Source organism: Prevotella sp. HCN-7019, assembly GCF_037890215.1.
In the GTDB taxonomy this organism is placed as follows: Bacteria; Bacteroidota; Bacteroidia; order Bacteroidales; family Bacteroidaceae; genus Prevotella.
Genome location: NZ_JBBKBO010000013.1, coordinates 13,566 through 39,488 on the forward strand (window position 1 = coordinate 13,566; position 25,923 = coordinate 39,488).

Sequence of the window (25,923 nt, forward strand, 5' to 3'; positions counted from 1 at the left end):
AGATAAAGACAAATTAATACAAAGCTAAATTAAAATTATCGAAATGCATTCTTTTTTATATTATTATAACAAAAATAATTAAATAATATTGCCTATTTATCATAATCGGGATTATATGCATTAATATAGTTGTGCACACCTTGTAAATATATAAGAAATATTTAATATATTTGCAATGATTATTTATTTCAGAAATGTATTGAAAATGAAAAATGGATCAGATGACAACGTAAGAATAATTGTTTCTATTGGATCGAATACGGAACAGTGCAAAAATATAAATTACGCAAAAAAAAAACTGAATGACTATTTTCAAGATATGAAATATTCATCTGCAATATGGACAAATCCAATAGATATTACATCAGAACAGTTTTTAAACTGTTTGGGAATAGCAGAGACAAATTTAAAAGTAGATGAGATTATAGATATATTAAAACAGATTGAAATTTCATGTGGTTCTTCTCATGAGGAGCACAACCAAGGTATTGTTAAGATTGATTTGGATCTGTTATTGTATGGAAACACTAAATTTCATATACTCGATTGGGAAAGATTGTATATTCGTGAATTGTTAAAAGAATTATAAATTTTATATATATGGAAAAGAAGATTTTTATATTTATCATAATATTAACATGCGTAATAAATAAACTTTGCGCACAGAGTTTTACTGAAAATTTTAAGGACAGTACATTAAGAATTGATTATATTTTTTCCGGAAATATTAATTCTCAGTCAATTGCTGTCGATAGACTTAATGTTATGCCCAAATGGTATGGTAAGAAAACTCGATTGACGGAATTGCCTATCGAAGGAAATGGGCAGATCACTGTTAAGGATTACAAAAATGGAAAAATATTATACAAGAATTCATTTTCCACATTATTTCAGGAATGGTTGTCGTATGACGATGCGAAAAATAATGTACGTTCATTTGAGAATGTTTTTCTTGTACCTATGCCCAAACATAAGGTAAATATAACTATTGACCTTAGAAATAATCGTAGGGAAATAATAAAATCTTTTACACATACTGTGGATCCGGAAGATATTTTAATAAAACAAATCGGATTTAAAAATATTACTCCATATACAACATTATCTCAGGCTGAAGATACAACTCATTGCATACATATTGCATTTCTTGCAGAAGGATATACAAAAGACGAAATGCATATGTTTTTAAATGATGCTCAGATTGCTAATAATGCTATATTTGAACACGAACCTTTTAAGAGCCTAAAATCGAAGTTCAATGTAATAGCAGTTATGTCTCCATCAGAAGAGAGTGGATGTAGTGAACCTTCGTCTGGCATTTGGAAAAGTACTGCCTTAAACAGTCATTTTGATACGTTTTATAGCGATCGCTATTTGACAACACTTAATATAAAAGATATGCATGATTTATTGGCAGGAACGCCGTATGAACATATTATTGTGCTTGTGAATACAAACAAATATGGAGGTGGTGGTATTTTAAATTCGTATAATTTATCCATGACACATCATGATAAGTTTAAACCAGTTGTTGTACATGAGTTTGGGCATAGTTTTGCTGGGCTTGCAGATGAATATGCTTATGAAACAGAAGATATTCCAATGTATCCACATGATATAGAACCATGGGAACGTAATATTACAACAATGGTTGATTTTCATGGGAAATGGGAAAATCTAATAGGTGAGAAGGTTTTGGTACCAACTCCCCCTACTACCGAGAACATTAATAAGATTGGATTATATGAGGGAGCTGGATATAGTATGCATGGTGTGTTCCGTGGACAGCAAGAATGTCGGATGCGTACAAACGAAACTACAGAATTCTGTGAAATCTGCAAAAAATCTATTGCTGATATTATAAATTTCTATACGGAATAAGTATAATGCAAATTAAACGGTATATAGTAATCTCTTTTCTTTTAGTTTGTTTTCACATTTGTATTGTTGCTCAGGATATAAAACATGATGATATAAAGAAATTGGAAAGAGCGATTGAATATTTTCAAGGAAGGAAATATCACGAGGCGCTATTATTATTACAAGATTTAAATAAAAAATATGCCTTGAATCCGAGATTCAAGGCATATTTGGGTGTTTGTTATTATTATGACTGGGATTATAAGAATGCTTGTAAGTTCCTTGAAGAAATAATTAATGATCTTAATATTTTGGCTCCTCATGAACAGGCTGTATATTATTATTGTTTAGCAGAAAGTTATTTTATACAGAATAAATACAATGAGGCAGTTCCTTTTTATGAAAAAACAATCAACATTTGTTATGATAACGAAAAAGCAGATATATTATATAAGTTAGCTATGTGTTATATGAACAAAAATTACAAGGATATTGCATATGATTATTTTCAAAGTTCACTTGCTTATTATAAACATTTTGGAATTCCTCATGATAAAATACAACGTATTATTCAAATTAATAATATGATACAAGAATATAAAGATCGTCATTAATTGGCATGATCTTTGCTTGTTTTTATTTATTTAAAGTATAAAATATGATGAACCAATTTTCAACTGATATTGCCAAGATTCTTGAAATTAGCAAGGAAGAAGCTATTCGCTTATCAAGTAGCCAAATCGGTCCAGAACATTTGTTATTAGGCATACTGAAACAAAATAATAGTATCCTGATAGAATTATTTTTACATACAAATATAAAGGTTAGTTCTGTAATAAATGAGTTGGAGAAAAGACTTATAATGAACCAATCTATAAATATAGATACAAATAACTCGGAAGAACTGAATTTAAATGAAATGTCTAATAATATTTTGAAACTAGCAGTTCTTGAAGCTCGTCTACAGCATAATATGTTAGTAGATACAAATCATATCGTTTTGGCTATATTGCATGACCGTTCAAACAATGGAGCAAAGGAAGTTTTAGAAAATAATAAAATTTTCTATAAAGATGTGATAACGTATATGCAACAGAAAAATCATATTACGAATGGAATTGAACTCTCTAATGACGAAGAAGATATTCCAGAGAATATCAATTCAAAGGGTGATGGGAAAACAATTGATACCGCACAAAAAAAATATAGCAAAACTCCAATATTAAATAATTTCTCAACAGATCTCACACAAGCGGCCAAAGAAGGGAAATTGGATATGGTTGTTGGACGTGAGAAAGAAATACAGAGAGTTGTTGAAATTCTTTGTCGAAGAAAGAAAAATAATCCTATACTAATAGGTGAACCTGGCGTTGGTAAAAGTGCAATTGCCGAAGGACTTGCCCAGATGATAGCGAAGCGGCATACGTCACCTATTTTATATAATAAACGTATTGTAAGTCTGAATATGACAGCCATTGTTGCCGGTACAAAATATCGAGGACAGTTTGAAGAACGTATACAGGCTTTGTTAAAAGAAATAGAAGAGAATCCTGATATAATCGTATTTATTGATGAGATACATACTCTTATTGGAGCTGGAAGTACTCCTGGAAGTATGGACGCTGCCAATATTATGAAGCCGGCTCTTGCTAGAGGTGTCATACAATGTATTGGAGCTACTACGCTTGATGAATATCGTAACAGTATAGAGAAAGATGGTGCGTTAGAACGACGTTTCCAAAAAGTACTTATTGAGCCGACAACTTATGAACAAACTTTAGACATATTAAAAAATATCAAGGATCGTTATGAGCAACATCATAATGTGAATTACACAGACGATGCTATCAAAGCTTGTGTAAAACTGACAGAACGATATGTTACCGAGCGTTCTTTTCCAGATAAAGCAATAGATGCTCTTGATGAAGTCGGGTCTAAGGTACAAATTAAGAATGCTAAGATTCCTCCATCGATTATTGAGAAAGAGAAGGAAATTAAATCTATAGAGGAAGAAAAGAGACAAGCAGTATCTGATCAGAATTTTGAAAAAGCAGCTTCTTTAAGAGATAAGCAGACACAACTAGAAAAAGAACTCCAAACATTAAACGAAAAATGGACAGAGACATGTAATCTGCAGAGAGAAACGGTTACAGAAAAAGACGTTGCAGAGGTTGTTTCTATCATGACTGGAATTCCTGTACAACGTATTGAACAGTCAGAAGGATGTAGGCTGCGTGATATGGATAGCGAATTGAAAAAACAAATTATTGGTCAGGATGATGCTGTAGATAAGATTGTAAAATGCATAAAACGTAATCGTATTGGTATGAGAGATCCTAACAAACCGATCGGTGTATTTATGTTTTTGGGACCAACTGGAGTTGGTAAAACATATCTTGCAAAAAAACTGGCCGAGATGATGTTTGGAACACAGAAGTCTCTTATACGAATAGATATGAGTGAGTATTCTGAAAGTTTCAACACATCACGCCTTGTGGGGGCGCCTCCAGGATATGTTGGATATGAAAGTGGCGGTCAGTTGACAGAAAAAGTAAGACGTCATCCCTACTCTATTGTGTTATTGGATGAAATAGAAAAAGCTCATAGTAATGTTTTCAATATGCTTTTACAAGTATTTGACGATGGGCGACTTACTGATGGTAATGGTAGAACAGTTGATTTTAGGAATACAATAATCATAATGACTTCTAACTCTGGAACTCGTCAGTTAAGAGAATTTGGAAAATCCATTGGATTCAATTCTCCAAATAGTACCGAAGGTGAAACTGCACAGAAAGAACACTCTAGAAGTATAATAAAAAAATATATGAGTAAGCAGTTTACTCCTGAATTTTTAAACAGAATTGATGAAATCGTGACATTCGACCAGTTAAATAGAGATGCAATACGGAATATTATAGATATAGAATTAACAAGATTGTTTGAAAGAATTAAAGAGCTTGGATATTCGATAGATATTACAAATGAAGCCAAAGACTTTATCGCATCAAAAGGTTATGACAGCCAGTTTGGAGCACGTCCTTTAAAACGGGCAATACAGAATTATATTGAAAATCCGTTGTGTGAAAAGATTCTTTCTGAGGAAATAAAAAATAGTGAAACTATAATTATTGAAAAAGACACCAGAAAAGAAGAACTGACTTTTACTTGTCAATAAATATTATTATATATGCGAAAAGCCCGCCTGGATTTCATACAGACGGGCTTTTTTTTGTAAAATGTTCAATGATAATAAAAGACATGCTTCTTTTCATTTTTATTCTGTATCTTTGCATCTATTATTATTAAAAAGTCACACAATGCCTCTAAGATTACCAGACAAACTTCCTGCAATAGAAATCCTCAAGAAAGAGAATATTTTTGTAATGGATAATTCGAGGGCAACCCAACAGGATATTCGTCCACTGAGGATAATTATATTAAATTTAATGCCCATTAAGATAACTACGGAAACGGATCTTATTCGTCTTCTGTCAAATACACCATTACAAATGGAGATATTCTTTATGAAGCTCAAAAGTCACACACCGAAGAATACTCCAATCGAACACATGATGATGTTCTATAAAGATTTTGATTTGTTGGAAAAAGAGAAATTTGACGGAATGATCATAACAGGAGCACCAATAGAACATATGGAATATGAAGATGTTTATTATTGGGAAGAAATAACTAAGATATTCTCATGGGCGCGTACACATGTTACAAGTACTATTTATATATGTTGGGCTGCTCAAGCTGGTTTATATTATCATTATGGCATTCCGAAATATCCACTTCAGAAAAAAATGTTCGGAGTATTTCAACAACATCCGCTTGATCTTAAACAGCCAATATTCAGGGGATTTGACGATTTATTTTTTATGCCTCATAGTAGACATACGGAAATTAGAAGAGAAGATATAATAGCACACAAAGAGCTTACTCTGCTGGCTGAATCAGAAGAAAGTGGTGTCAGTATTGTTATGGCACGCAATGGACGGGAATTTTTCATAACCGGACATTTTGAATATGCTCCTAATACTTTAGACACTGAATATAAACGCGATTTAGGTAAGCGTGATGATGTTGAGATGCCATTAAATTATTATATAAATAATAATCCGGCAAATTCTCCTCTAGTGACTTGGCGTGCTCATGCCAATTTGCTATTTAGTAATTGGATTAACTATTATATATACCAAGAAACACCATACGATATAAGCAAAATCAAATAATATTACGCTGTAATGATAAGAGAGATTGAATTGTTGGCACCCGCAAAGAATCTTGAATGTGGTATAGCTGCTATTGATCATGGAGCAGATGCTGTGTATATTGGAGCGAATAGTTTTGGTGCACGTGTCGCTGCTGGAAATTCTATAGAAGATATAGAGCAATTATGCCATTATGCACATCAATATAATGTGAAGGTTTATGTGACAATAAATACAATTATATATGACGACGAGATCGACCGTGTCGAGAGTCTTATAAGACAATTGCAAGATATTGGTGTTGATGCAATATTGGTGCAGGATATGGCGATATTGAAAATATGCGGTAATATCAAAAGTAGAATAATATTGCACGCCAGCACTCAGACGGATAATAGGAATATAAAAAAGGTAGAATGGTTGAAAAAGCTTGGTTTCAGCAGAGTTGTTCTTGCAAGAGAACTTTCTTTGAAAGAAATCAGTGCTATCCATAAAGCTATACCCGATATCGAGTTGGAGGTTTTTGTTCATGGAGCTCTTTGTGTGAGTTATTCTGGAGCATGTTATGCTTCAGAATATTGTTTCCATCGTAGTGCCAACAGAGGTAATTGTGCGCAGTTCTGCAGATTGAAGTTTGATCTTAGAGATAGTGCTGATAAAACTGTACAAAAAGGAAAGTATATGTTATCTCTTAAAGATATGTGTAGAATTCACAGTTTGAAAGAACTGCTTGATGCTGGAGCAACATCATTAAAGATTGAAGGACGGCTGAAGAATGTAAGTTATGTGAAGAATGTTGTTGCGGCATATAGTCAGGAACTTGACCGTATAATCTCATTATACCCAGATAAATATAAAAGATCTTCTGCCGGAAAGTCTGTGTGCTCTTTCAAATCGGATTTAAATAAAACATTCAATCGAGGTTTTACTGACTATTTCCTTTTCGGGCGGAAAGAAGGACTGGCATCTGTCAATACGCCAAAGGCAATTGGTGAATTTGTTGGTAAGGTTAAAGAAGTTAGGCAGAATTCGTTTAGTGTATCTGGTACTAACGCATTTAGTAATGGCGATGGACTTTGTTTTATTAATGATAAACAACAACTTGAAGGCTTTAGAGTAAATAAGGTGTTGAATAATCGCCTGTTTCCTTTGAAGATGCCTGTGAGTTTGAAACCTCATATGGCATTATATAGGAATAATGATCAATTATTCGAGAATATGATGTCTGCCAGCACTGCTAATAGAAAGATAAGTATAAATATGATTTTATCTGCGGCACAAGACTATGTTGAGCTGATGATAAAGGATAATGACGGACACATCGTAATAGAACGTATGAGCTATAATTCTGATAAAGCCCAGAAATCACAGGAGGAGAATATGAAACGGCAACTTAGTAAACTTGGAAATACTCCATACGTTGCTGATGAAATAATTATTACTTCTGCTACAGAAACACGATTCATTCCTTCAAGTATTCTTGTTGAATTAAGACGTAGAACCTTAGATAAATTTTCTAATCAATTTATGTTGTCACAGAATAGAGGTTCTCTATCCCGTATTTTACATGAGGATACGGATACCAATATTAATGCTGAAGATATAAATGCGGCAAATGTTGCCAATAAGTTTGCGCGTCGATTATATGATGAAATAGGACCTAAGGATGCTCCTGATGCTTTTGAAACTATAAGACATGATGTAGATTGCACACAGATAATGACATGTCGTTATTGTATTAGATATGAAATGGGATATTGTACCAAACAAAAAGGCAAAAAAGCCCCATGGAAAGAGCCACTCTATCTTGTTCTTAATGACGATAGAAAATTCCGTTTAAAATTTGATTGCATAAATTGTCAAATGAAAATCTATGCTGAAAAATAAATTTACTGATATAATCATATTCATATTCTGTCTTGTTATGGCTGGATGTTACCATAATAGGACCAGAACAAATGATTCACCGGCTGTCTATAGCGAAAAACAGCTCGATTCCATATCGTTTTTAAAAACACATCATTACTCAAGAAATTACAATTTTGTCGTCAAGGCAGACTCTATTGTATTATACAAACAACTTCCTTCTGCTGATATGGTTGTTAATAATGACACAATAGTGATAAACAAACATGATAATATTGTAGTTGTTGATACTAAGACCATACCAGATGACAGGATTGATTCTGTGTGGATTCAGGTCGCACGTGATCAGTTTACATTTGGGTGGACTCATGAACATGTTCTTCTTTCAGGAGTTGGGCCTGATGATCCTATTTCGCAGTTCATCTCAACATTCTCTGATACCCATCTGATTATTTTTCTTATAATTATAGGCATAATAGCGGCAAGTTATGTTTTTCATCTAATATTCAAGATAAATGCGAAGGTCGTCCATTTCAATGATATTCCTTCGTTCTATCCTACCCTTTTGGCGTTGATTGTTGCACTCTCTGCGACATTCTATTCCAGTATACAGATGTTTGCTCCAGAAATGTGGAAACATTTTTATTTTCATCCAAGTCTTAATCCGTTTGTACAGCCACCAGCACTTTCTATATTTCTTTGTGCAGTTTGGTTAATTATTATTATTGCTTTAGCTGCTGTTGACGAGGTTTTTCATAAGTTGCCATTTGGTGAAGCTACCCACTATTTGAGCGGACTTATAGGAGTATGTGCCATAAACTATATTATCTTCAGTATAACGACCTTGTATTATGTAGGTTATATATTGTTTCTTGTCTATGCGGTATTTGCGTTATATCGTTATTTTAGATACAGTAGTCGCTATTATATTTGTGGAAATTGTGGTGCAGGACTGCATGAGAAAGGAAGATGCCCGTATTGCGGTACCATGAATGAATAACATCCTAATAAATAAGGATTGTGAGTGTGTATTAAAAGGCATAACTTTGCACACAAAATGGGACCGATGAATATAAACAGACTATCTGTAATGGCTTTTTTCTGCATTACAGGCTTCTCAGTGAATGCAAAAGTTGTATTTGATATCAAGAACAAACCTGAGGTATTAGATACATCACGTATTTTTGATATAGACGAAATCGTTGTTGTGTCACAACCAAAAGAAAATTATCGTCTAAGGATGCAGGCGCTCAGCTCTTCTTCGTTTTCTAGAAACGATATGAGTTCTCTGAAGGTCAACAGTCTTTGTGATTTGTCAACATATGCACCTTCTTTTTCGATGCCCGATTACGGATCGCGTCTTACCTCTTCTATTTATGTCAGAGGCATAGGTTCGAGAATAAATAGTCCTGCTATTGGTTTATATGTCGATGGTATGCCTATAATAAATAAAAGCGCTCTGAATTTCTACACTTATCAACTCGAGCGTATAGATGTTTTGCGTGGACCGCAAGGTACATTATATGGACAGAATACGGAAGGAGGACTTATAAGGCTGTATACACCGAATCCAATGTCGTATAACGGTACAGATGTAAAATTGAGTATTGGCTCACATTTTTTGCGCAATATTGAGATTGCCCATTATAGTAAGATAAACGACAGATTTGCTTTTTCTGTTGCTGGGTTCTATAATGGATGTAATGGATTCCTGCGCAATACTACGACTGGTGAACGTGCTGATAAAATAAATGAAGCAGGAGGTAAGACTCGTCTGGTATATGATTCAGGGCGTCATTTATTTTTAGATTTTGTTGCTGATTATCAGTATGTAAAACAAAATGGTTTTGCGTATGGTTTATATGATGCCGATAAGGCTGTTACAGCCGATCCGGCATCAAATTATCAGAATAATTATAGACGGAATATCTTCAATACCGGACTGACTGTCAGATTAAAAGAAGAAAATTTTGATTTAAATGCAACTACGTCCTATCAATATCTGAAGGATTACATGCTGATGGACCAAGATTACATGCCGGCTGACTATATGCACCTTAAACAAAAACAGTTTCAGAATGCAATAACCGAGGAAATAACCATTAAAAGTAAGAATGACATACGTTGGAAATGGACCTTTGGTATGTTTGGTTCATACATGTGGCTTAAGACAAATGCTCCGGTATATTTTGGAGAAGCTATGACAAAACCTATATCTGACAAGATACAGAATGTGATGTATAGTGCCATTGTTGGGTCCATCGCGCAGAAAATGATCGCAGGCGGTATGCCGGAGAGTATTGCGATGGAGATGGCCAAAAGTATTGTTGATAAGGCTGGAGGGGTTTCTTTGGATATGGCGATGACTGTTCCTGGAATATTCCACACACCGCATTTTAATCTTGGACTGTTTCATGAGTCGAATATAAATATAACCGATCGTCTTAATGCAACAATCGGATTCCGTTATGATTTCAGCCAGACAAAAATAAAATATAACACAACAGCTCAGATGGATATGATAGCCAGTGTGATGGGTTCGGAAGCAACTTATACATTGTCTTCTCATATACTTAACAGTGCAAAAGACAATTTTAGCCAGCTGCTTCCCAAATTTGGACTTACATATCGCATGGATAACAATAATAGTAATTTATATATTTCTGTTAGCAAAGGATATCGGGCTGGAGGGTACAATATACAGATGTTTTCTGATATTCTGCAGACTGAGTTGATGAACAATCAGTCAAATGCCATGAATGGTGATTACGATGTTCCACACACGAATGAAGATTACGAGAAGATAAATAAGACTATAGCGTATAAACCAGAAACGAGCTGGAACTATGAAGTGGGTACACATATAAACCTTCCTGACAACGCGATAAGTTTTGATGTCTCCGCATACCTTATGCAGGTAAATAACCAACAGCTCTCCGTCATGGCTGGCAACTATGGATTTGGAAGGATGATGGTAAATGCAGGGAAAAGTCAAAGTTGTGGCATAGAGGCAACTGTCAGAGGAAAGGCTTTTAATAATCATCTTTCTTGGATTGTAAACTATGGTTTTACACACGCTGTGTTCAAAGAATACAAAGACAGTATAAAGGTTGACGGGAAAAATATACAGTGTGATTATAAAGACAAAAAAATTCCTTACATACCGGTTCATACAGTTGGTGCGGATATTGCTTACAGACTTGATCTGGCGGGTTCTAAAATTGAATCGCTTACATTTGGAGCAAATCTTTCTGCTCAGGGAAAGATATATTGGGATGAGGCAAACAGTTATTCACAACCATTTTATGCTCTCATTGGAGCACGTGTAGAGGGAAAGATTGGCAATGCCATATTGACCCTCTGGGGTAAGAACATTACAAATACAAGATACAATACGTTTGCTATAGACAGTTCGGCAACTGGGACCAGATATTGTTTCGCTCAGCGTGGATACCCTGTGCAGATAGGTTTTGATGTCAGATTGAGTCTGTGATGTTCTATATTGCTCAATAAAAGAATCTGTGAGATATGTGAAAATAATGTTTCTGTTTATCTATAAAACAGAAAATGTAAAGTGAATATTCTTGTAAGAATAATGTATTTGAATATATAATAATAAATCATTAATAACAGACAGGAAAGACATGTTGTCCGTTATTAATGATTTATTACATATGTAAAAACATAGTATTATTAGCCCTGTAAAAAATCGGTTGGGATTGATACAAAATGAACACTTGTGTCTTCTGTCCCAGATAAGCGTTGTCGGCCTCTGTTCGGATGAAACCAATACGCGTTCTTTCTGATTATAAGCAAGTTGCGTTTTTTCGTCTGAGTTTTCTGTTCTACCCTCAAAAATAAGAGAGTATTTGTGTGCAAACTCTCCTTCGAACGCAAATACGTGGGGAATAAATAATTTGTGTAAGTATCTGTATATCATCAACTTACATTAGATAACGATTTTCCGCCATACGAAATGCATCGTTTCAGCACGCGGTATGGTCCGTTTAGTGTCCTGATATGCACAATATCACACCCTGATACGGGCATAAACGGAGGCTAAAACGGGCACATTCGGAGCATCTGATCAACTAATCTGCACTCCATAATATGGTATACGACAAGATTGTCAAGGCGGAACCTGCCATGGAAATGTTTTTTTTTTACATTCCGTCACATATCTTTTGCGATTTTCGTTTGTCAAAAAAGTCAAGAAAAACTGTAAGTCCGCTGTCCGGGTTTTCTTTAAACCTGTTGACATCAGACGCTTTGATAACCACCTGGAGGCTACATATGTTACGCGGCAATGGTCATGCGTTTGCGTCAACACGTATTTTTCATCATGTAATGTTTGCGCGGTTACAGTCCGTGTAGTCTCACACAGTTAGGACGTTTTGTGGCATTTATGGTGGTTTCGAATGATAAAGGTAAAACCATGATTCTGTAGAATTATGCAATATTCAGAACTGTCTTTGGATAGTATGACTTAAATATGGAAATCTTCATTTTGTTTTGTAATAAACTTTGTAAGTGCACAGTCTGTATGCCACGCAAGAAGGTCCGTCATCATGTTGTAATAAATGAGCAACATTTAACACTAAAAATGCAAATATATCCCTATAATGTCGGTGTTTTTTCTTACTTTTGCAACTATATTTATTATAATAGCGTCATAATAGGTATGAAAAATATTATATATCCAATTATATGCCTTTTGCTTACGGTGTGCATCATGTCCATTATAGGGTGTGGCAACAGTGATAAGAAAGAGTTTAACCGACTGCTCCTTACTCTTGCAGAGAGTGATCATACAATAGATAATGATGACTGGAAAAAATTAGAATCATATATAACTTCGAAAGAGCAGGAGTTTGATGATTTCTACGAAAACGACAAAATTGACGCAGATAGAGTAAAAACATATATAACAGAATTTTTTAAGAATAGGCGTCCGGCAACAGAGGTGAAATTTGTTGGTGTTGGCAAAGACGGGTATCTTACAGCGAAATTCTATCTGGAACGCTCTGGAAGTATGGTACCTTATGACGCCTCAAACGGGGATGGACGTTTTAAGGCGGCAATTGTGAGAATGCTGAACAATCTGCCGAATGAGGATCGTAACAAAATATATGTGGTCAATAGTTCAATAAATGAATATCCACAAGGAGTCAGAAAGTTTCTTTCAGACAATAATATTTTTGAGGCGACAAAATCTATCGGCGATGCAAGCTATACGGATTTTGCAACTATATTCAGAGATATACTCGACAATACTGCAGCAAACGAAATAAGTATTCTTGTGACAGATATGATATATTCAACCAAAAACATGACTGGGATAAATCCACAGAAGGTTTTTGCAGAGGCGCAGGGAATGATAAATTCTGTTTTCAAGAAAAATGTAAAAGAAAAGTCAATGCTGATTATAAAGATGAACAGCAGTTTCTGTGGATTATATTATTCTTATAATTCACCAGCAGGTAAAAAATATGATGGAGAGCGTCCATATTATATTGTGATTGTAAGTAATAAGGAGAACATCGTTCGCTTGACTCAGGATAATAAATATTCTGCTTTTTGTAAGTTTAAGGAGATGGATGGATATGAGAACGAGTATTTGTTCGAAACTTCTGAAATATATAATCCGCACTATTCTCTTTTAATGAGTTATCCAGATATTAATGCAAGATATAGGCCTGAAAAAGGCCAGACCAGCCAGATTATAGAGATCGGGGATATTGAGGCGGCAAACGGTACTTCTTCTTTGCGACTTGCTGTAGCTGTTGACTTAAACGGGATGTTTATAGATGATGATTATCTTGCTGATAAGAGAAATTATCTTGTTGAATCTGACGATGATATTAAGATAAAGGAAATAAAGAAGATAAATCGGCAATATATAACTCCTGCTGAAAAGAAATATGTGAAGAACGCAACACATGTGATAGTACTTGAAACAAAAAAAATAAGTACTGATCAGGATGTCCGTATACGATTGAAAAATGAGTTGCCGTTATGGATTGAACAATCTTCAAGTGACAACGACTCAGATCTTAGTAGTCAGACGTTTGCTAGTACAACTTTCGGATTGAAGTATCTTATGAAAGGAATATATGAATCATATAGTAGAAATACAGAGGAAGGTCCTTACTATTTTACACTTAAATTAAAATTCAAACAATAACAATGAGACACCTGACAATATTGTTCTTTGGAATAATTCTTACAGTATTATTTCTGATATTTGCAACAGGAACATTTGAGATGTTCTATTACGAAATGCAATTCTCAAATGAGATGTATAACAACGGTTTGTATTTTATTGCCTCAATTTCCACTGTGGTTATAGCATGGGGATGTGCTGCGATATTCTATTACATCATAAATTCTGTGTCTTTCTCACGTTGGTATCATTGGCTCGTTATGCTTTTCATTGCATGTATTTTGGTGGTAGCGATAAATGTGCCATATCTGGAGAGTGTCTTTTCTGATAATGGCATTGACTTCTCAAAGCAACTTGCGGCTTTTGCTTCAGTAAATATTATTATCGAATGTTTTCTTTACATAGTCGCTTCGTTTTCAATTCGTTGGTGGAGTACAAACTGCAGACATACACCTATACCAGAGTAATTCATATTAACAGTATTCAATCAATATAATATTATATAAAGAAAGTGAGACTTTTTCTTTTCTTAGTCGGAGGAACCGGGTCGCGCGTAATGCGTCCGTTAATCATGCAGCTTGCAGCCGGTATAACACCATTAAATGAATCTGGGCTGCCTATAGCAACTGAGATTGTCCCGATCATAATTGATCCACACAGGTCAAATGAAGATCTAAAACGTACGGAAAATCTGCTGAAATGGTACAGACATATACATAGAAGTTTATATGGTGACGATAATGATAATGTACAAGGTTTCTTTTCTGTAAAGATATCATCACTGAAAGATATTGTCCCAAACAGCCCTACCCTTTCTGATACTTTTTTGTTTAATATTGATGCAGTAGGTTCAAAGACATTTCAGGAGTTTATATCATATAATACGCTTGATTCCGCAAATCAGGCATTGTGCTCTATGATGTTTTCCAAAACACAATTGGAAACAAAGATGAATATTGGTTTTGTGGGAAATCCCAATATTGGCAGTGTTGCATTGAACAAAATCAAAGACAGTGAAGAATTCAGACAGTTTGCCAGTGTGTTTCAGCGTGATGATAGAATATTTATAGTAAGTTCTATTTTTGGAGGTACAGGAGCTGCAGGCTATCCTATTATCGTCAACAACATACGTAATGCCAGAAATAGTAATCAGGCCAACAGGGGTGATCTTACTGATGCAAAGATTGGAGCATTGACTGTTCTGCCCTACTTCAATGTACAGCAAGATGAAAACAGTCCTATCTCACGAGCGGATTTCATTTCTAAGACAAAGTCTGCTTTGTATTATTATCATGACAATCTGACAGGAATAAAACATGACAGTAATGATGTTCAAGAATCAAAAATAAACGCATGTTATTATTTGGGTGATGAAATTCCTTCAACGCCATATTTCAATGATCCGGGTAATAACGGCCAGAGAAATGATGCTCATATTGTGGAATTTATAGGTGCATTATCCATTCTGGATTTTCTGCAGATACCAGATGATCAGCTTATAACGTCTGACGGAAAAGCTATAAATCCTATATATAAGGAATATGGACTGGCTTATGATAAAAAACAAATAAGTTTGATGGATCTTGGCATGCAGTCGCGATTGTTTATAAACAAGCAGATGATAAAATTTCATATTGCCTATATGTATATAACCAATCATTTGAAAAAAGATATTGGACATGGATATACATTGGATAAGCCGGAAATCACCAATGCTTTTCTGTCAACGTCATTCTATACTACCATTACAGCTAACTTTTATGTTGCATATAATCAATGGCTGAAAGAATTGAAAGAAAATCAACGTAGCTTTGTACCATTTAATCTCAATACGGATAATCTGAAGGATTGTATAACAGATATACAGCCTAAAAGTGGATTTTTGAAATCTCCACTAGATTATAAAAAGATTCTGTCAGCAATGAATTCTGCTTCACAAAAAGCTGTAAAGGCATCACGATTTGGAACGAATGATGTTCCTCAGAAACTTTTCTGCCTTCTAAACGAAACACTTGACAAGCTAATAGAAGAAAAATATATTTCTGTTATTTAAGAATTAGGATACAATGAGCAATATATTATCATATAATAGTAAAACAACTGGCGAAGGTTGGATACAACTAAACGATCAGTATAATGCTGATGAGATAGAAATGATATCTGATCCAGATGGAGGAATGCTACAAACTCCTCGTACAGCCATACCAAGTCCTTTTGCACAAATGGAATTGGTGAAAAATGCATTCCTGCGTCTGTCTGTACACACAGATTTGAATGGTGAGGCGATGGATAAGAAATTGGTGTCAGACGCGTTGGATATTGCTCAATTATTGTTCAATTATAAAGAATATAGTAGTGATTTGTTTCATATAATAGAATGGAATAAATATACTCAGATAGAGCGTTTGAAGACAGATGGCCAGCATAAACTTCTTGGTGAAACAATAGAAATGTTTCTAAACCAGGATGCTGCAGCCTTTAATTTCGACAGACTTGAGAAGTTGTATTTTGTTATATATGGAAATAATGTAATAGGTGGAACTTCACCTATTACTCTGTTTATGGCAACTCCTAATGCTGGGAACGATGATTACGATATTGCCATTGAAGAGAACATAAAAATATTTACAACATGTCGTCCACTACATGTAAGAGAAAAGACATTTGTAAAATACATATATGCAATGTTTACGGCATATCCAGAACTGAAACATCTTTGCAGAGAAGTTAATAATTATATAATACGTAATTTCTCTTTGCTTGATGATCGGACACGTGAAGAAATTGTCAAAGAAATTGGTAATCCTGAGGCTTTGGATTTGGAAAATAAAGACAGGGCAAAAGTATTTCTTACATCAAACTTTGATGTAATGGAAGAAGGAATACAGGCTCTTGATGTTCCGTTCTATTGTGCAAGACCTATTGATGTACAGAAAGAAATAAGTAAAAGTGATTTTTTGATAAGTCCGTCATTTGAGCTTAATGAGACTTTGCCTTTAGTTTTACAAAATAATTTAAATACAACAAAATCAGATAGTTTCAGATATGTTACACGTGATTGGGATGATACTATAACTATAAAACCGGAAGATTATGCTTTATCTCCGGAAAAACGTATGCTTCCGGCAACACGTCATCAATATCCTTGGCTTACTGATGACGATTTTTTACAGCCTGTTCTGATAAAATTGGACTATACGGCAAATCATGATTGTTTTTTTGATGGAAATATATCTGTAGGAACGGCAGAAACGGATAATAACGACTTTGTATTACCGATTAAACCAATATTCTTCAAGTTCTTCAAAGTAAGTGATTTATGGGAGGAAATCAACGGTTATAAGCGATTTGAATTACGTCATACTAAGACGAAAACTTCAGAAAGCGTTAAGGCAATACTGAGAATTCCTGTAAGTAATGGTACAAAATTTGTAACGCTCACACGTACTTATATTAAATCCAATGATGGAGATTTATGTTACGACAGGCAGAATGATTGTGGACATTTTATAACGGTTCCCTTTGCTTTGTCTATATTCCCATTTATTAAGAGTCCGTTGTTGAAGCAGTACAATGTGCAACTTATTGACCGTGCATTAGGACGACTCGAACAACATAATATATCTTTGTCTTTTTATAAAGACAAGTATAATAATATTCTTTCTGCGGAGAATGTCATTATTCGTAATAGAAGTCTTAAAGCAGAAAAACGTGTAGGGACAAGTTACTATAAAGTGACAGATCTGTTTGATTATATTAAGGTAGAAATAAAAGGTAATGGTACAACCGCTAATATTGAAGGTATAATTTGTCCTAAATGGGCACAAAATATAAAAGGACACGAGGCATATACTTTTGCTGTAGATCTTGGTACAACAAATACTCATATTGAATATATGAGAGAGAATAATATGCCAGAACCACTTAAAATAGATTCTATTGCGCATGAGAGATTTCTCGCAACGTTGTATAATGGGGAGAGTATTCTTTATGATGCAATAATGAGGCAAGAATTTCTGCCAAAATGTATTGATGAAACCTATGGCTTCCCGCAACGTACGGTACTTTCTGAAAGCGAACATTTGGATGTAAGAAATGCAGATGATATTGTTGCTCTTGGCGATGTGAATATACCATTCATTTATGAGAAAGAATCCGTGGGATATGGTAATAGAATCATACCCGATCTGAAATGGGCCGCAGATGTCTCATCAAGTAAACGTATTCGTTCATATATAACAGAGCTTGCTTTACTCATGCGTACAAAAATAATCCTCGAAAACGGAGATTTAAGCAAGACACGTCTTGTGTGGTTTTACCCTTTAAGTATGAAAATTGGTAAGATACGTAAGATGGAAGAAATATGGTCTAAGACATTCTTGGAAGTATTTGGTATACAGGCGGATAATAACAATATCATAAAGATGCCAGAATCTGTTGCTCCTTATTACTATTATAAGTGCTCTGATAAATTTCATGGAGCTGCATCAAGTGTGGTAAGCATAGATATTGGAGGCGGTTCAAGTGATATTGCGATATTTGAGCCTAATACTAAACATCCAATAATGTTGTCTTCTTTCCGTTTTGCTGCAAATGTGTTATTTGGAGATGGGTTCTCTGAGATACCACATGGAGATACCAATCCTATGGTTATCAAATATGCAAAATATTTTAAAGATCTTTTCAATAATGATGATGATAAATACGGAGAGCTTAATGGGATTCTTGATGATATTATCGAGAAACGCAAATCAGAGGATATAAATGCCTTCTTCTTCTCTATAGAACAAAATAGAATTGTAAAGAATAATGATACATTCTCTTACAATCAGAAATTGAATGAGGATTATACACGAAAGATAATATTCATATATTTCTATGCTACAATAATATACTATGTGGCAAGAACTATGTATCATCGGCAGTTGTGTAAACCCAGAAGTGTGATGTTCAGTGGTACTGGATCTAAGGTGCTTGACATTTTGGGTAATAAGGAAGATTTAAATCTTATAACGCAGACTATTTTCGAAATGATATATAACGAAAAATATGACAGTGATGGTTTTTCTGTAATTATAGAAAAAGATGAACCAAAGCAGATAACATGTCGTGGAGCGTTGATGCAGGTACGTGATAGCATTGGATGTGAAAGTGTGTACGAACTAAACCGACTTATGTCTAATCTTGACACACCGATGAAATATAATTACTCAATGATATCTAAAGAATGTCTTACCTATGATGATATGAATAATGCTGACATTCACAACGAAATTATAGATAGTGTTAAAACCTATAATGATTTCTTTATTTCATTATGTGAACGTATACATGTGAATGATATATTTCTTGTTGATAATAAGTCTATGCAGACATTCCGTGAAGTAATGAATAAAAATATTGAACACCATCTTGTTAATGGGTGGACTTATATGAATAAGAATGTAGATGATAAGAATGATGATGATATAATAGAAGATACTGTATTCTTCTATCCTATTATCGGTATAATTCGAAATAATCTTATAGAGAATCTGTATGATTAAAAATCCGTTTCAACAATTAAGGAAAGAGAATGTGGCAGAGAAACCAGATCCAAATAGTGAATTGATTGAGGAAATGCGCATTCTTTTAAAAAGAATAAAAAAATTAGAGTCAGAAGTCGAAGTTATCAAGAAAACGATACAGGAGGTTGATATTTTAAATAAGCATCACGAATTAGATATAAGAACAGAAGATACATCCCCAAAGGATGAAATTAAACAGAGGGATATACAAAATAGTCCAACTATCTTATATATGTCGGCTCCAACAGCAGACGGTGTCTTCAGTGACTTTGCAGAAGATATACAGATAGGGAAATCAATTTATGTGCTTGTAGTGGAAACTAAAGAACGTGGCACGTTTTCTGTTATTGAAAGTAAAGATGCAATTGCTACAGCGATAATTTCAACAACACAGTTCTTAAAACCTGCATGTAAGATAGTCTCTTCAACAAACGGCATACCCAACCAAATTGTCACAATTGAAAAAGGTACTGCTGTTTTTGATGGAGAATTTTGGAAAGTGGAACAGAAAGCTATCATAAAGTTGGAGAAAAAGGCATAAATAAATTTGCAAATGGAAATAAAATGCCCCAAATGTAGATTCCGTTTTGAGGAAGATATTCCAGAATTCATCAATGAGACTTCTTGTGTATGTCCACGTTGTGGAACCCCCTTTGTGTATACAAGAACTATGGTGGTTGGTGAAGAAATTGATACACATATAAATAAAGAGAAGGCTATATATAACGAAGAGGCTACAAACGATTCAAATATAAATAATTCTTTAAAAGAAATTACAGAAAATCCACAAGGGCATTCTTCTGCAAAAAGTCAAGCTTATTATGTAAAAACAACTATAGACTTTATAAATTATACAGAAGAAAAAAAACACAAAAAAGGAAGTTTACCTTTAATATTATCTTTTATAATTATAATTTCTATAATTATTGTTGGTATAGCAATACGTTGTAGTAGCAATCGGGCCTTATATAGTGATGAAGACTATACAATGTTCGTTCCTTCAGATGTAGACTATAGTGCATCAGATGGTAGTGAAGACGTGAATCATGAGCCAGAATGGATTCAAGGTCAATGGGAGTTTCATGCAGAATTTTTCGATATTATTATAACGATTGACGGCAATAAGATTATTGAACGTGAAAATGACCATATATCAGAAGGAACATTCACTTATGATAAGGAAAAACTTATATGTGATTTTGGTAACAATTCAATATTTATTTACCGTCTTGATTTTACTGATATGACTATTGATTGTGGTAACGGACTTGTTATGAAAAAAACAAAATGAGTTTTTGTGTGTATTTAGGATAATAGCATGATTGTGTGTGGATACCATTTGTAAAATTGGTAAAATTAAAATAATCTTTGAGGGCTTGAATTTAGACATATTAGGGGTATGGATTCTAGTACGCAACAAGAAAGTCAATAATGTCTTACAAAACAGTCTAAATTAAGTCCTGAAATAGTCCATTTCATGTCCTCAAAAAGTTCATTTTGCATCATTAGAAAGCCAGTTTTGGAGCATGATAAACACCGTTCCTGTTTGAAAGCCAACAGTATAATGGTAATTATAGATCTTGGGGAAGGTATATAATAATCAAAAGGACGAATCTCCATGAAGAAATTCGTCCTTTTGTGATTTCGCTGGGATTCGAACCCAGGACCCACAGCTTAGAAGGCTGTTGCTCTAATCCAACTGAGCTACGAAACCTTAATTCGGCTGCAAAGATAATAAAAATATATGATATAAGAAAATTTAGAATAAAAAGTTTTACACATTTTTTAATTTTACTATCATTTAAAGTTTAAAATAGGTTCATTATATATGGGAATATAGTTTAAATAAACCATATTCCCATATTATTTATTGAACTTATGATGTTGCCATTGATGTTCTCTATCTTTCTTATAAGATCATATTATACAGGAAAGTTTTCTGGGATCTCTCATTTTTAATATATCGGTGTTTAATTAATTCTTATATTTATCAATCAATTCTTGTGCTCTATTATCCCCTAGCTCTTTTGCTTTTTGCAAGACCTCCAAGCCATTGGTCTTTTCCTTTTTGTGAATCAGTGCTAAACCTTTGATAAGATATGCATCAGGAAATTCAGGAGATACTTTTATACAAAGATCTGCTGATTTTATTGCATCGTCAAGCTGGTTGAGTCTTAGCTGTAGAGATCCCATCTCTGCCAGATATATTGGCTCGCGAGGATTCAGGTAAGCTGCATGTGCAATATCGTTTAAAGCCTGTTTATATTGTTTAATGTTAACTTCACATTTAAATCTTGTATAATAGAATTGATCACTGGCATTTCCCAGCATCAGTGTGTCATATACATTGTAATCTGCAAGGGCTTTTCGATATTCTTTTATTTTATCATAAATTTGACCGCGGGCAAGAACATACGGAGCAGAAATATTTGTCAAAGGCTTGGGACATGCCGATACGGCACTGTCAAGCAATTCAATAACTTCTGTATCAGGCGCATTGAGCTGTATCTTACATTGAGCGGCTTCAAAAAAAAGTTCTTCGCGTTTTAGATCTGCTTTTGTAAGATTAAAAAACATTTCATATGCAGTCTGATAATTACCTTGTGTATAAACTATCTGTGCTTCACGATGTTTGAATACTGGTTTGGGAGATATTTCGTAAGCTTTCTTTATTTCGTCTAGGGCTTTATCTAAAGTCCATGCCTTGTATGTCGTATCAGGGCTATAAATAAGCTTCTGATATATTACAGATGAATATTCGGCATGTGCATCAGCTTTGTCTTCTGCTTTCTCAATAGCTGTTTTCATTGTATTGTCAGCTTCTTCATATCGTCCGGCATTTATAAGGTTCATTGCTCGAGTTGAATATCCATTAACCTCAGTCGGGAAACTTTGAATAAAATCATCTACATATTTTACATATTGAGCTGAATCACATTGCTCTTTAGCCATTACCAACATTATCAGTGCTTCTTGTTTATCTTTAGGCATATTCAACCTTATACCTGTCTGATGATACATGGAATTACCAATGAACAATCCTTTTGTATTAATGCTGTCAACAAAGTTTGCATCAATAGCATTTATGCTGTTTGAAGAACCTGATCTTTGGAATAGTCCCGTAAGTTCTCCATCCTTATTGATAATAGGGCAACCTGAGTATTCCGGCGCATTTTCCATTGAAAGTATATAGTATGTATATTTGTCCATGAATGGTTCCGTTTTCTCTATTTCACATTCATTGGCTGTTAATTTATTTTCTTTGTTGTATAATACCCACATTTTGTTGCCGGACGTACTTGGAGCTTTTGAAATTTCAATAGAAGATGTCTTACCTTTTACTTTGAATTTACATACATTGTATAATTCATTAGCACCAATAATAGATACTACTTCCATTATTTCCCCATTACTGTTCATAACAATTGCGCTGTCTGCATGAATGAATGGGGTCCATAAACTTATTGCCTCACCATCAGAACCCACAAAAACTCCGTATGTGTCAGACGATTTTATAATACCGTCTTTATCGAATGTTGTGAGAGTAAATATAGATTTTCCTAATTTCTTTACTGATGGCTGCGCCTCACTGATAGAAAAAAACACCATCAGTATGGCTAGTATAGAATATAATCTTTTCATATTTTTATTATTGATTTTTTTAATTTAATTTCAGTAATGTTTTTGCATTTTCTATTGCTGCACTCGATATATCAGTACCACTAAGCATTTGGGCAATTTCTTTTATTCGTTCTTCAGAAGACAGAGGTCTCATTAGACTATTAGTACTTTTGGACGTCTCTGTTTTTGTCACTTTATAGTGTGTAGTGCCGATTGCAGCAATCTGTGGTAAATGAGTTATACATATAACTTGATGTTTATCATCCCCCAATTCTTTCATTATATGTGCCATTTGTTCCGCTACACGACCACTTACGCCAGTATCGATTTCGTCAAATATGATTGTCGGAAGGCCAGTGACCTTACTCATCATTGCTTTTATTGATAGCATAACCCGTGAAATTTCTCCTCCAGAGGCGACTTGCGCAATAGGATTTAATAAAGTTCCAGAGTTAGAACTGAACAGATAGGTTATCTTATCACCTCCTTTTGCTGTAAGCGTTGGTTGTTTTGTAATATCTATTTCAAATCTTGCATTCGGTATTCCGAGAGGAATTAGTCTTGACGCCAACTCTTTTTCCATCTTGCGCGCTGCTTTTTGCCTTGACTCTGTCAGCAAATTTGCCTTTTTAATACATGATTCCTCTAATTTCTCAACTTTATGCTGTTGTGCAGCTAGTTCAGCATCAAAATTATCTATTTGGGACAATTGTTCTTTTATTTCCTTATGTTTTTTTATTAGGTCGGAAATATTATCGGTATGGTATTTTTTTTCAAGTGTATATATTGTATCAAGTCGAGAATTTATCACTTGCAATTTATTTGGATCATAATCAATGTCTTCTATCTGTGATATAATTTCTCGGGATATATCTTTCAGTTCAATAATGCAATTATTTAATCGATCAGAGAAAACTTCTGCATTTGGATATACTGTTTGTATATTATTCATTGATTCAGCCGTATTCTTCAGTACGCTGATAACATTATGCTCATCATTTGAAAGGATATTATCTGTATTGAATAGTGTACTTTTGATTTCTTCCGCATGTGTGAGCAATTCGCTTTGTTGTTCAAGGATTTTTTGTTCACCATCTTCAAGATTTGCTTCAGATAGCTCTTTGTTCTGGAAATGAAGAAAATCCTCATTTTCTTTAATTCTGATGATTGTATTGTGTAGTTCATTTAGTTTGCAGACTTCACTTTTATATGTGTTGAATAAGTCTTGATATTCTGTAAGAATTTTCTTATTTTGGGCAAAGATATCTATGACATTTAACTGAAAGTCTTCTTTGTTCAGCATCAGATTTTGATGCTGACTATGGATATCCATTAGATGTTCGCCCAACTCTTTAAGAGATGAAAGTATGACAGGTGTATCATTTATGAATGCTCGGTTCTTTCCATTTATATTTATTTCTCTTCTTAAAATACATTCATCTCCGTTGCTATCAAGATCATTGTTTTCAAGGAAGTGATCTATAAAATCATGATCGTAATCAGAAATTGAGAATATGGCCTCAACAATACATTTATCCTTCCCATTTTTTATCATTTTCACATCAGCCCTGTTTCCCAAAAGCATGCTTACTGCACCTATAATAATACTTTTACCTGCTCCAGTCTCACCAGTTATAACAGAGAAACCAGAATTAAAGGCTATGTCAAGTTCGTCTATTAATGTGAAATTGCTGATATATAAATGTTTAAGCATTGTTTATTCTTTTATTTTTTCCCAAGCACTGTTTTGGCTGGCATTGATAGAAAATAGTATATTATATACAGATTCTTTTTCTTTTTGTGTTCCTTTACCTTTGTATATGTTGGCTAGTTCATCACGTTTATAGTCTGTCCATATTTGTGGAAGCATGCTCATTGGTTTATCTTCATGGCATTTTTTCAAGTCGTTTTCTATGGCTGTTGTGATATTAGTTCTACCTCTTTCCACATTGTTGGCCATTTCGTCAAGACCTGTTCTATAATAATCGTATTGTAATTGTCTGAATGCCTTCATACCACCATCAAGATAATCATTGATTATTGCAAAACGGTTGCGATCATTATCAAATGCTTTCCATCCTGGAAAATTTAGATTCTGACTGTTGTTTGCAAGGTTCATGCATTGCTGCAAAACCTCCTCTCCTCCCATTGGAGCAAATGTATCAAGATTGATTCCTATTATGAGATAAGCATAGTATGCAATGAGTGCTGTCAGTTGATTGTCAACATTTTCCTCATTGAACTGGAGTTGGTCAAATTGGGCATAATTAAAATTGAAATCGTTGTCTGTATTATTATATATTGTGCTTGTATATGTAGAATTGTATACCGGCCGATTAGCCTGTATTGTTGCTTTGCACGTAAACAGATTTGAAGAATTGTCGTATTTAGTAACTGTTATATTGAAATTACATGGTATACGTTCGTTTTTCTGAAACTGTAGATTTGTCCATTGTCTATCATTGATAAACTGTGTGAGTGTTTGTTTTAGGTCTTCAAAAACACTAGCATCCGTTCCTTGGATCTGGCTGTAATTAAGTGTGACGCGAGCTTGTAATTCTTGTGCTCGTATCTCGTTCGTGAATATTAATATAGCGAAAATTAATAATATTGTTTTTTTTATCATTTG

At 34.2% G+C, this 25,923-nt stretch carries 17 protein-coding genes and 1 tRNA gene; 14 read left to right on the forward strand and 4 right to left on the reverse strand.

All coding sequences use genetic code 11. The features are described 5' to 3' along the window. Positions 1–205 precede the first annotated feature (205 nt). The 14 genes from WKT13_RS12405 (at position 206) to WKT13_RS12470 (ending at position 20,964) form a co-directional block, all read left to right on the forward strand. A complete protein-coding gene (locus tag WKT13_RS12405; protein ID WP_340324111.1) occupies positions 206–589 on the forward strand; it encodes a 2-amino-4-hydroxy-6-hydroxymethyldihydropteridine diphosphokinase in 384 nt (127 codons plus the stop codon). 11 nt (positions 590–600) lie between these two features. After that, complete coding sequence (locus WKT13_RS12410) at positions 601–1,881, forward strand: M64 family metallopeptidase (protein ID WP_340324112.1); 1,281 nt, start codon at positions 601–603, stop codon at positions 1,879–1,881. Between the two features lie 101 nt (positions 1,882–1,982). Next, complete coding sequence (locus WKT13_RS12415; protein ID WP_340324113.1) at positions 1,983–2,474, forward strand: tetratricopeptide repeat protein; 492 nt, start codon at positions 1,983–1,985, stop codon at positions 2,472–2,474. Positions 2,475–2,518: 44 nt separating this feature from the next. Then, the gene (locus tag WKT13_RS12420) at positions 2,519–5,038 is read left to right on the forward strand and encodes an ATP-dependent Clp protease ATP-binding subunit (RefSeq protein WP_340324114.1); all 2,520 of its coding nucleotides are present in this window, start codon (positions 2,519–2,521) and stop codon (positions 5,036–5,038) included. A gap of 142 nt (positions 5,039–5,180) precedes the next feature. Beyond that, the gene (metA, locus tag WKT13_RS12425; protein WP_340324115.1) at positions 5,181–6,098 is read left to right on the forward strand and encodes a homoserine O-acetyltransferase MetA; all 918 of its coding nucleotides are present in this window, start codon (positions 5,181–5,183) and stop codon (positions 6,096–6,098) included. A gap of 12 nt (positions 6,099–6,110) precedes the next feature. Next, positions 6,111–7,964 (forward strand): peptidase U32 family protein, encoded by a 1,854-nt coding sequence (locus WKT13_RS12430; RefSeq protein WP_340324116.1) that lies wholly within the window; start codon positions 6,111–6,113, stop codon positions 7,962–7,964. Next, positions 7,951–8,943 (forward strand): zinc ribbon domain-containing protein, encoded by a 993-nt coding sequence (locus WKT13_RS12435; protein WP_340324117.1) that lies wholly within the window; start codon positions 7,951–7,953, stop codon positions 8,941–8,943. The genes WKT13_RS12430 and WKT13_RS12435 overlap by 14 nt, the downstream gene beginning before the upstream one ends. Before the next feature lie 66 nt (positions 8,944–9,009). Next, positions 9,010–11,436 carry a TonB-dependent receptor gene (locus tag WKT13_RS12440; RefSeq protein ID WP_340324118.1) on the forward strand — a complete coding sequence of 809 codons (2,427 nt, stop codon included), beginning with the start codon at positions 9,010–9,012 and terminating at the stop codon, positions 11,434–11,436. Between the two features lie 1,188 nt (positions 11,437–12,624). After that, positions 12,625–14,127 (forward strand): hypothetical protein, encoded by a 1,503-nt coding sequence (locus WKT13_RS12445; RefSeq protein WP_340324119.1) that lies wholly within the window; start codon positions 12,625–12,627, stop codon positions 14,125–14,127. 2 nt (positions 14,128–14,129) lie between these two features. Then, positions 14,130–14,573, forward strand: coding sequence for a hypothetical protein (locus WKT13_RS12450; RefSeq protein WP_298620850.1), 444 nt, complete (start codon positions 14,130–14,132; stop codon positions 14,571–14,573). A 104-nt stretch (positions 14,574–14,677) separates the two neighbouring features. Then, positions 14,678–16,159 (forward strand): hypothetical protein, encoded by a 1,482-nt coding sequence (locus tag WKT13_RS12455; protein ID WP_340324132.1) that lies wholly within the window; start codon positions 14,678–14,680, stop codon positions 16,157–16,159. A gap of 13 nt (positions 16,160–16,172) precedes the next feature. Continuing rightward, the gene (locus WKT13_RS12460) at positions 16,173–19,652 is read left to right on the forward strand and encodes a hypothetical protein (RefSeq protein ID WP_340324120.1); all 3,480 of its coding nucleotides are present in this window, start codon (positions 16,173–16,175) and stop codon (positions 19,650–19,652) included. Next, on the forward strand, positions 19,645–20,214 hold the full coding sequence (locus WKT13_RS12465) for a hypothetical protein (protein ID WP_340324121.1): 570 nt from the start codon (positions 19,645–19,647) through the stop codon (positions 20,212–20,214). The genes WKT13_RS12460 and WKT13_RS12465 overlap by 8 nt, the downstream gene beginning before the upstream one ends. Positions 20,215–20,226: 12 nt before the next feature. After that, complete coding sequence (locus WKT13_RS12470) at positions 20,227–20,964, forward strand: hypothetical protein (protein WP_340324122.1); 738 nt, start codon at positions 20,227–20,229, stop codon at positions 20,962–20,964. A gap of 348 nt (positions 20,965–21,312) precedes the next feature. On the opposite strand, the gene WKT13_RS12475 is transcribed toward WKT13_RS12470, so the two are convergent. The 4 genes from WKT13_RS12475 to porD all read right to left on the reverse strand — a co-directional run bounded on the left by WKT13_RS12475 (position 21,313) and on the right by porD (position 25,920). Beyond that, positions 21,313–21,387, reverse strand: a tRNA-Arg gene (locus tag WKT13_RS12475). 260 nt (positions 21,388–21,647) lie between these two features. Continuing rightward, positions 21,648–23,315, reverse strand: a complete 1,668-nt coding sequence (locus WKT13_RS12480) for a tetratricopeptide repeat protein (RefSeq protein WP_340324123.1) — start codon at positions 23,313–23,315, stop codon at positions 21,648–21,650. A gap of 19 nt (positions 23,316–23,334) precedes the next feature. Then, a complete protein-coding gene (gene recN, locus WKT13_RS12485) occupies positions 23,335–25,008 on the reverse strand; it encodes a DNA repair protein RecN (protein WP_340324124.1) in 1,674 nt (557 codons plus the stop codon). Positions 25,009–25,011: 3 nt separating this feature from the next. Beyond that, positions 25,012–25,920: a type IX secretion system protein PorD gene (gene porD, locus WKT13_RS12490; protein ID WP_298620860.1), complete on the reverse strand. Its 909-nt coding sequence runs from the start codon at positions 25,918–25,920 to the stop codon at positions 25,012–25,014. Between the last annotated feature and the right edge of the window lie 3 nt (positions 25,921–25,923).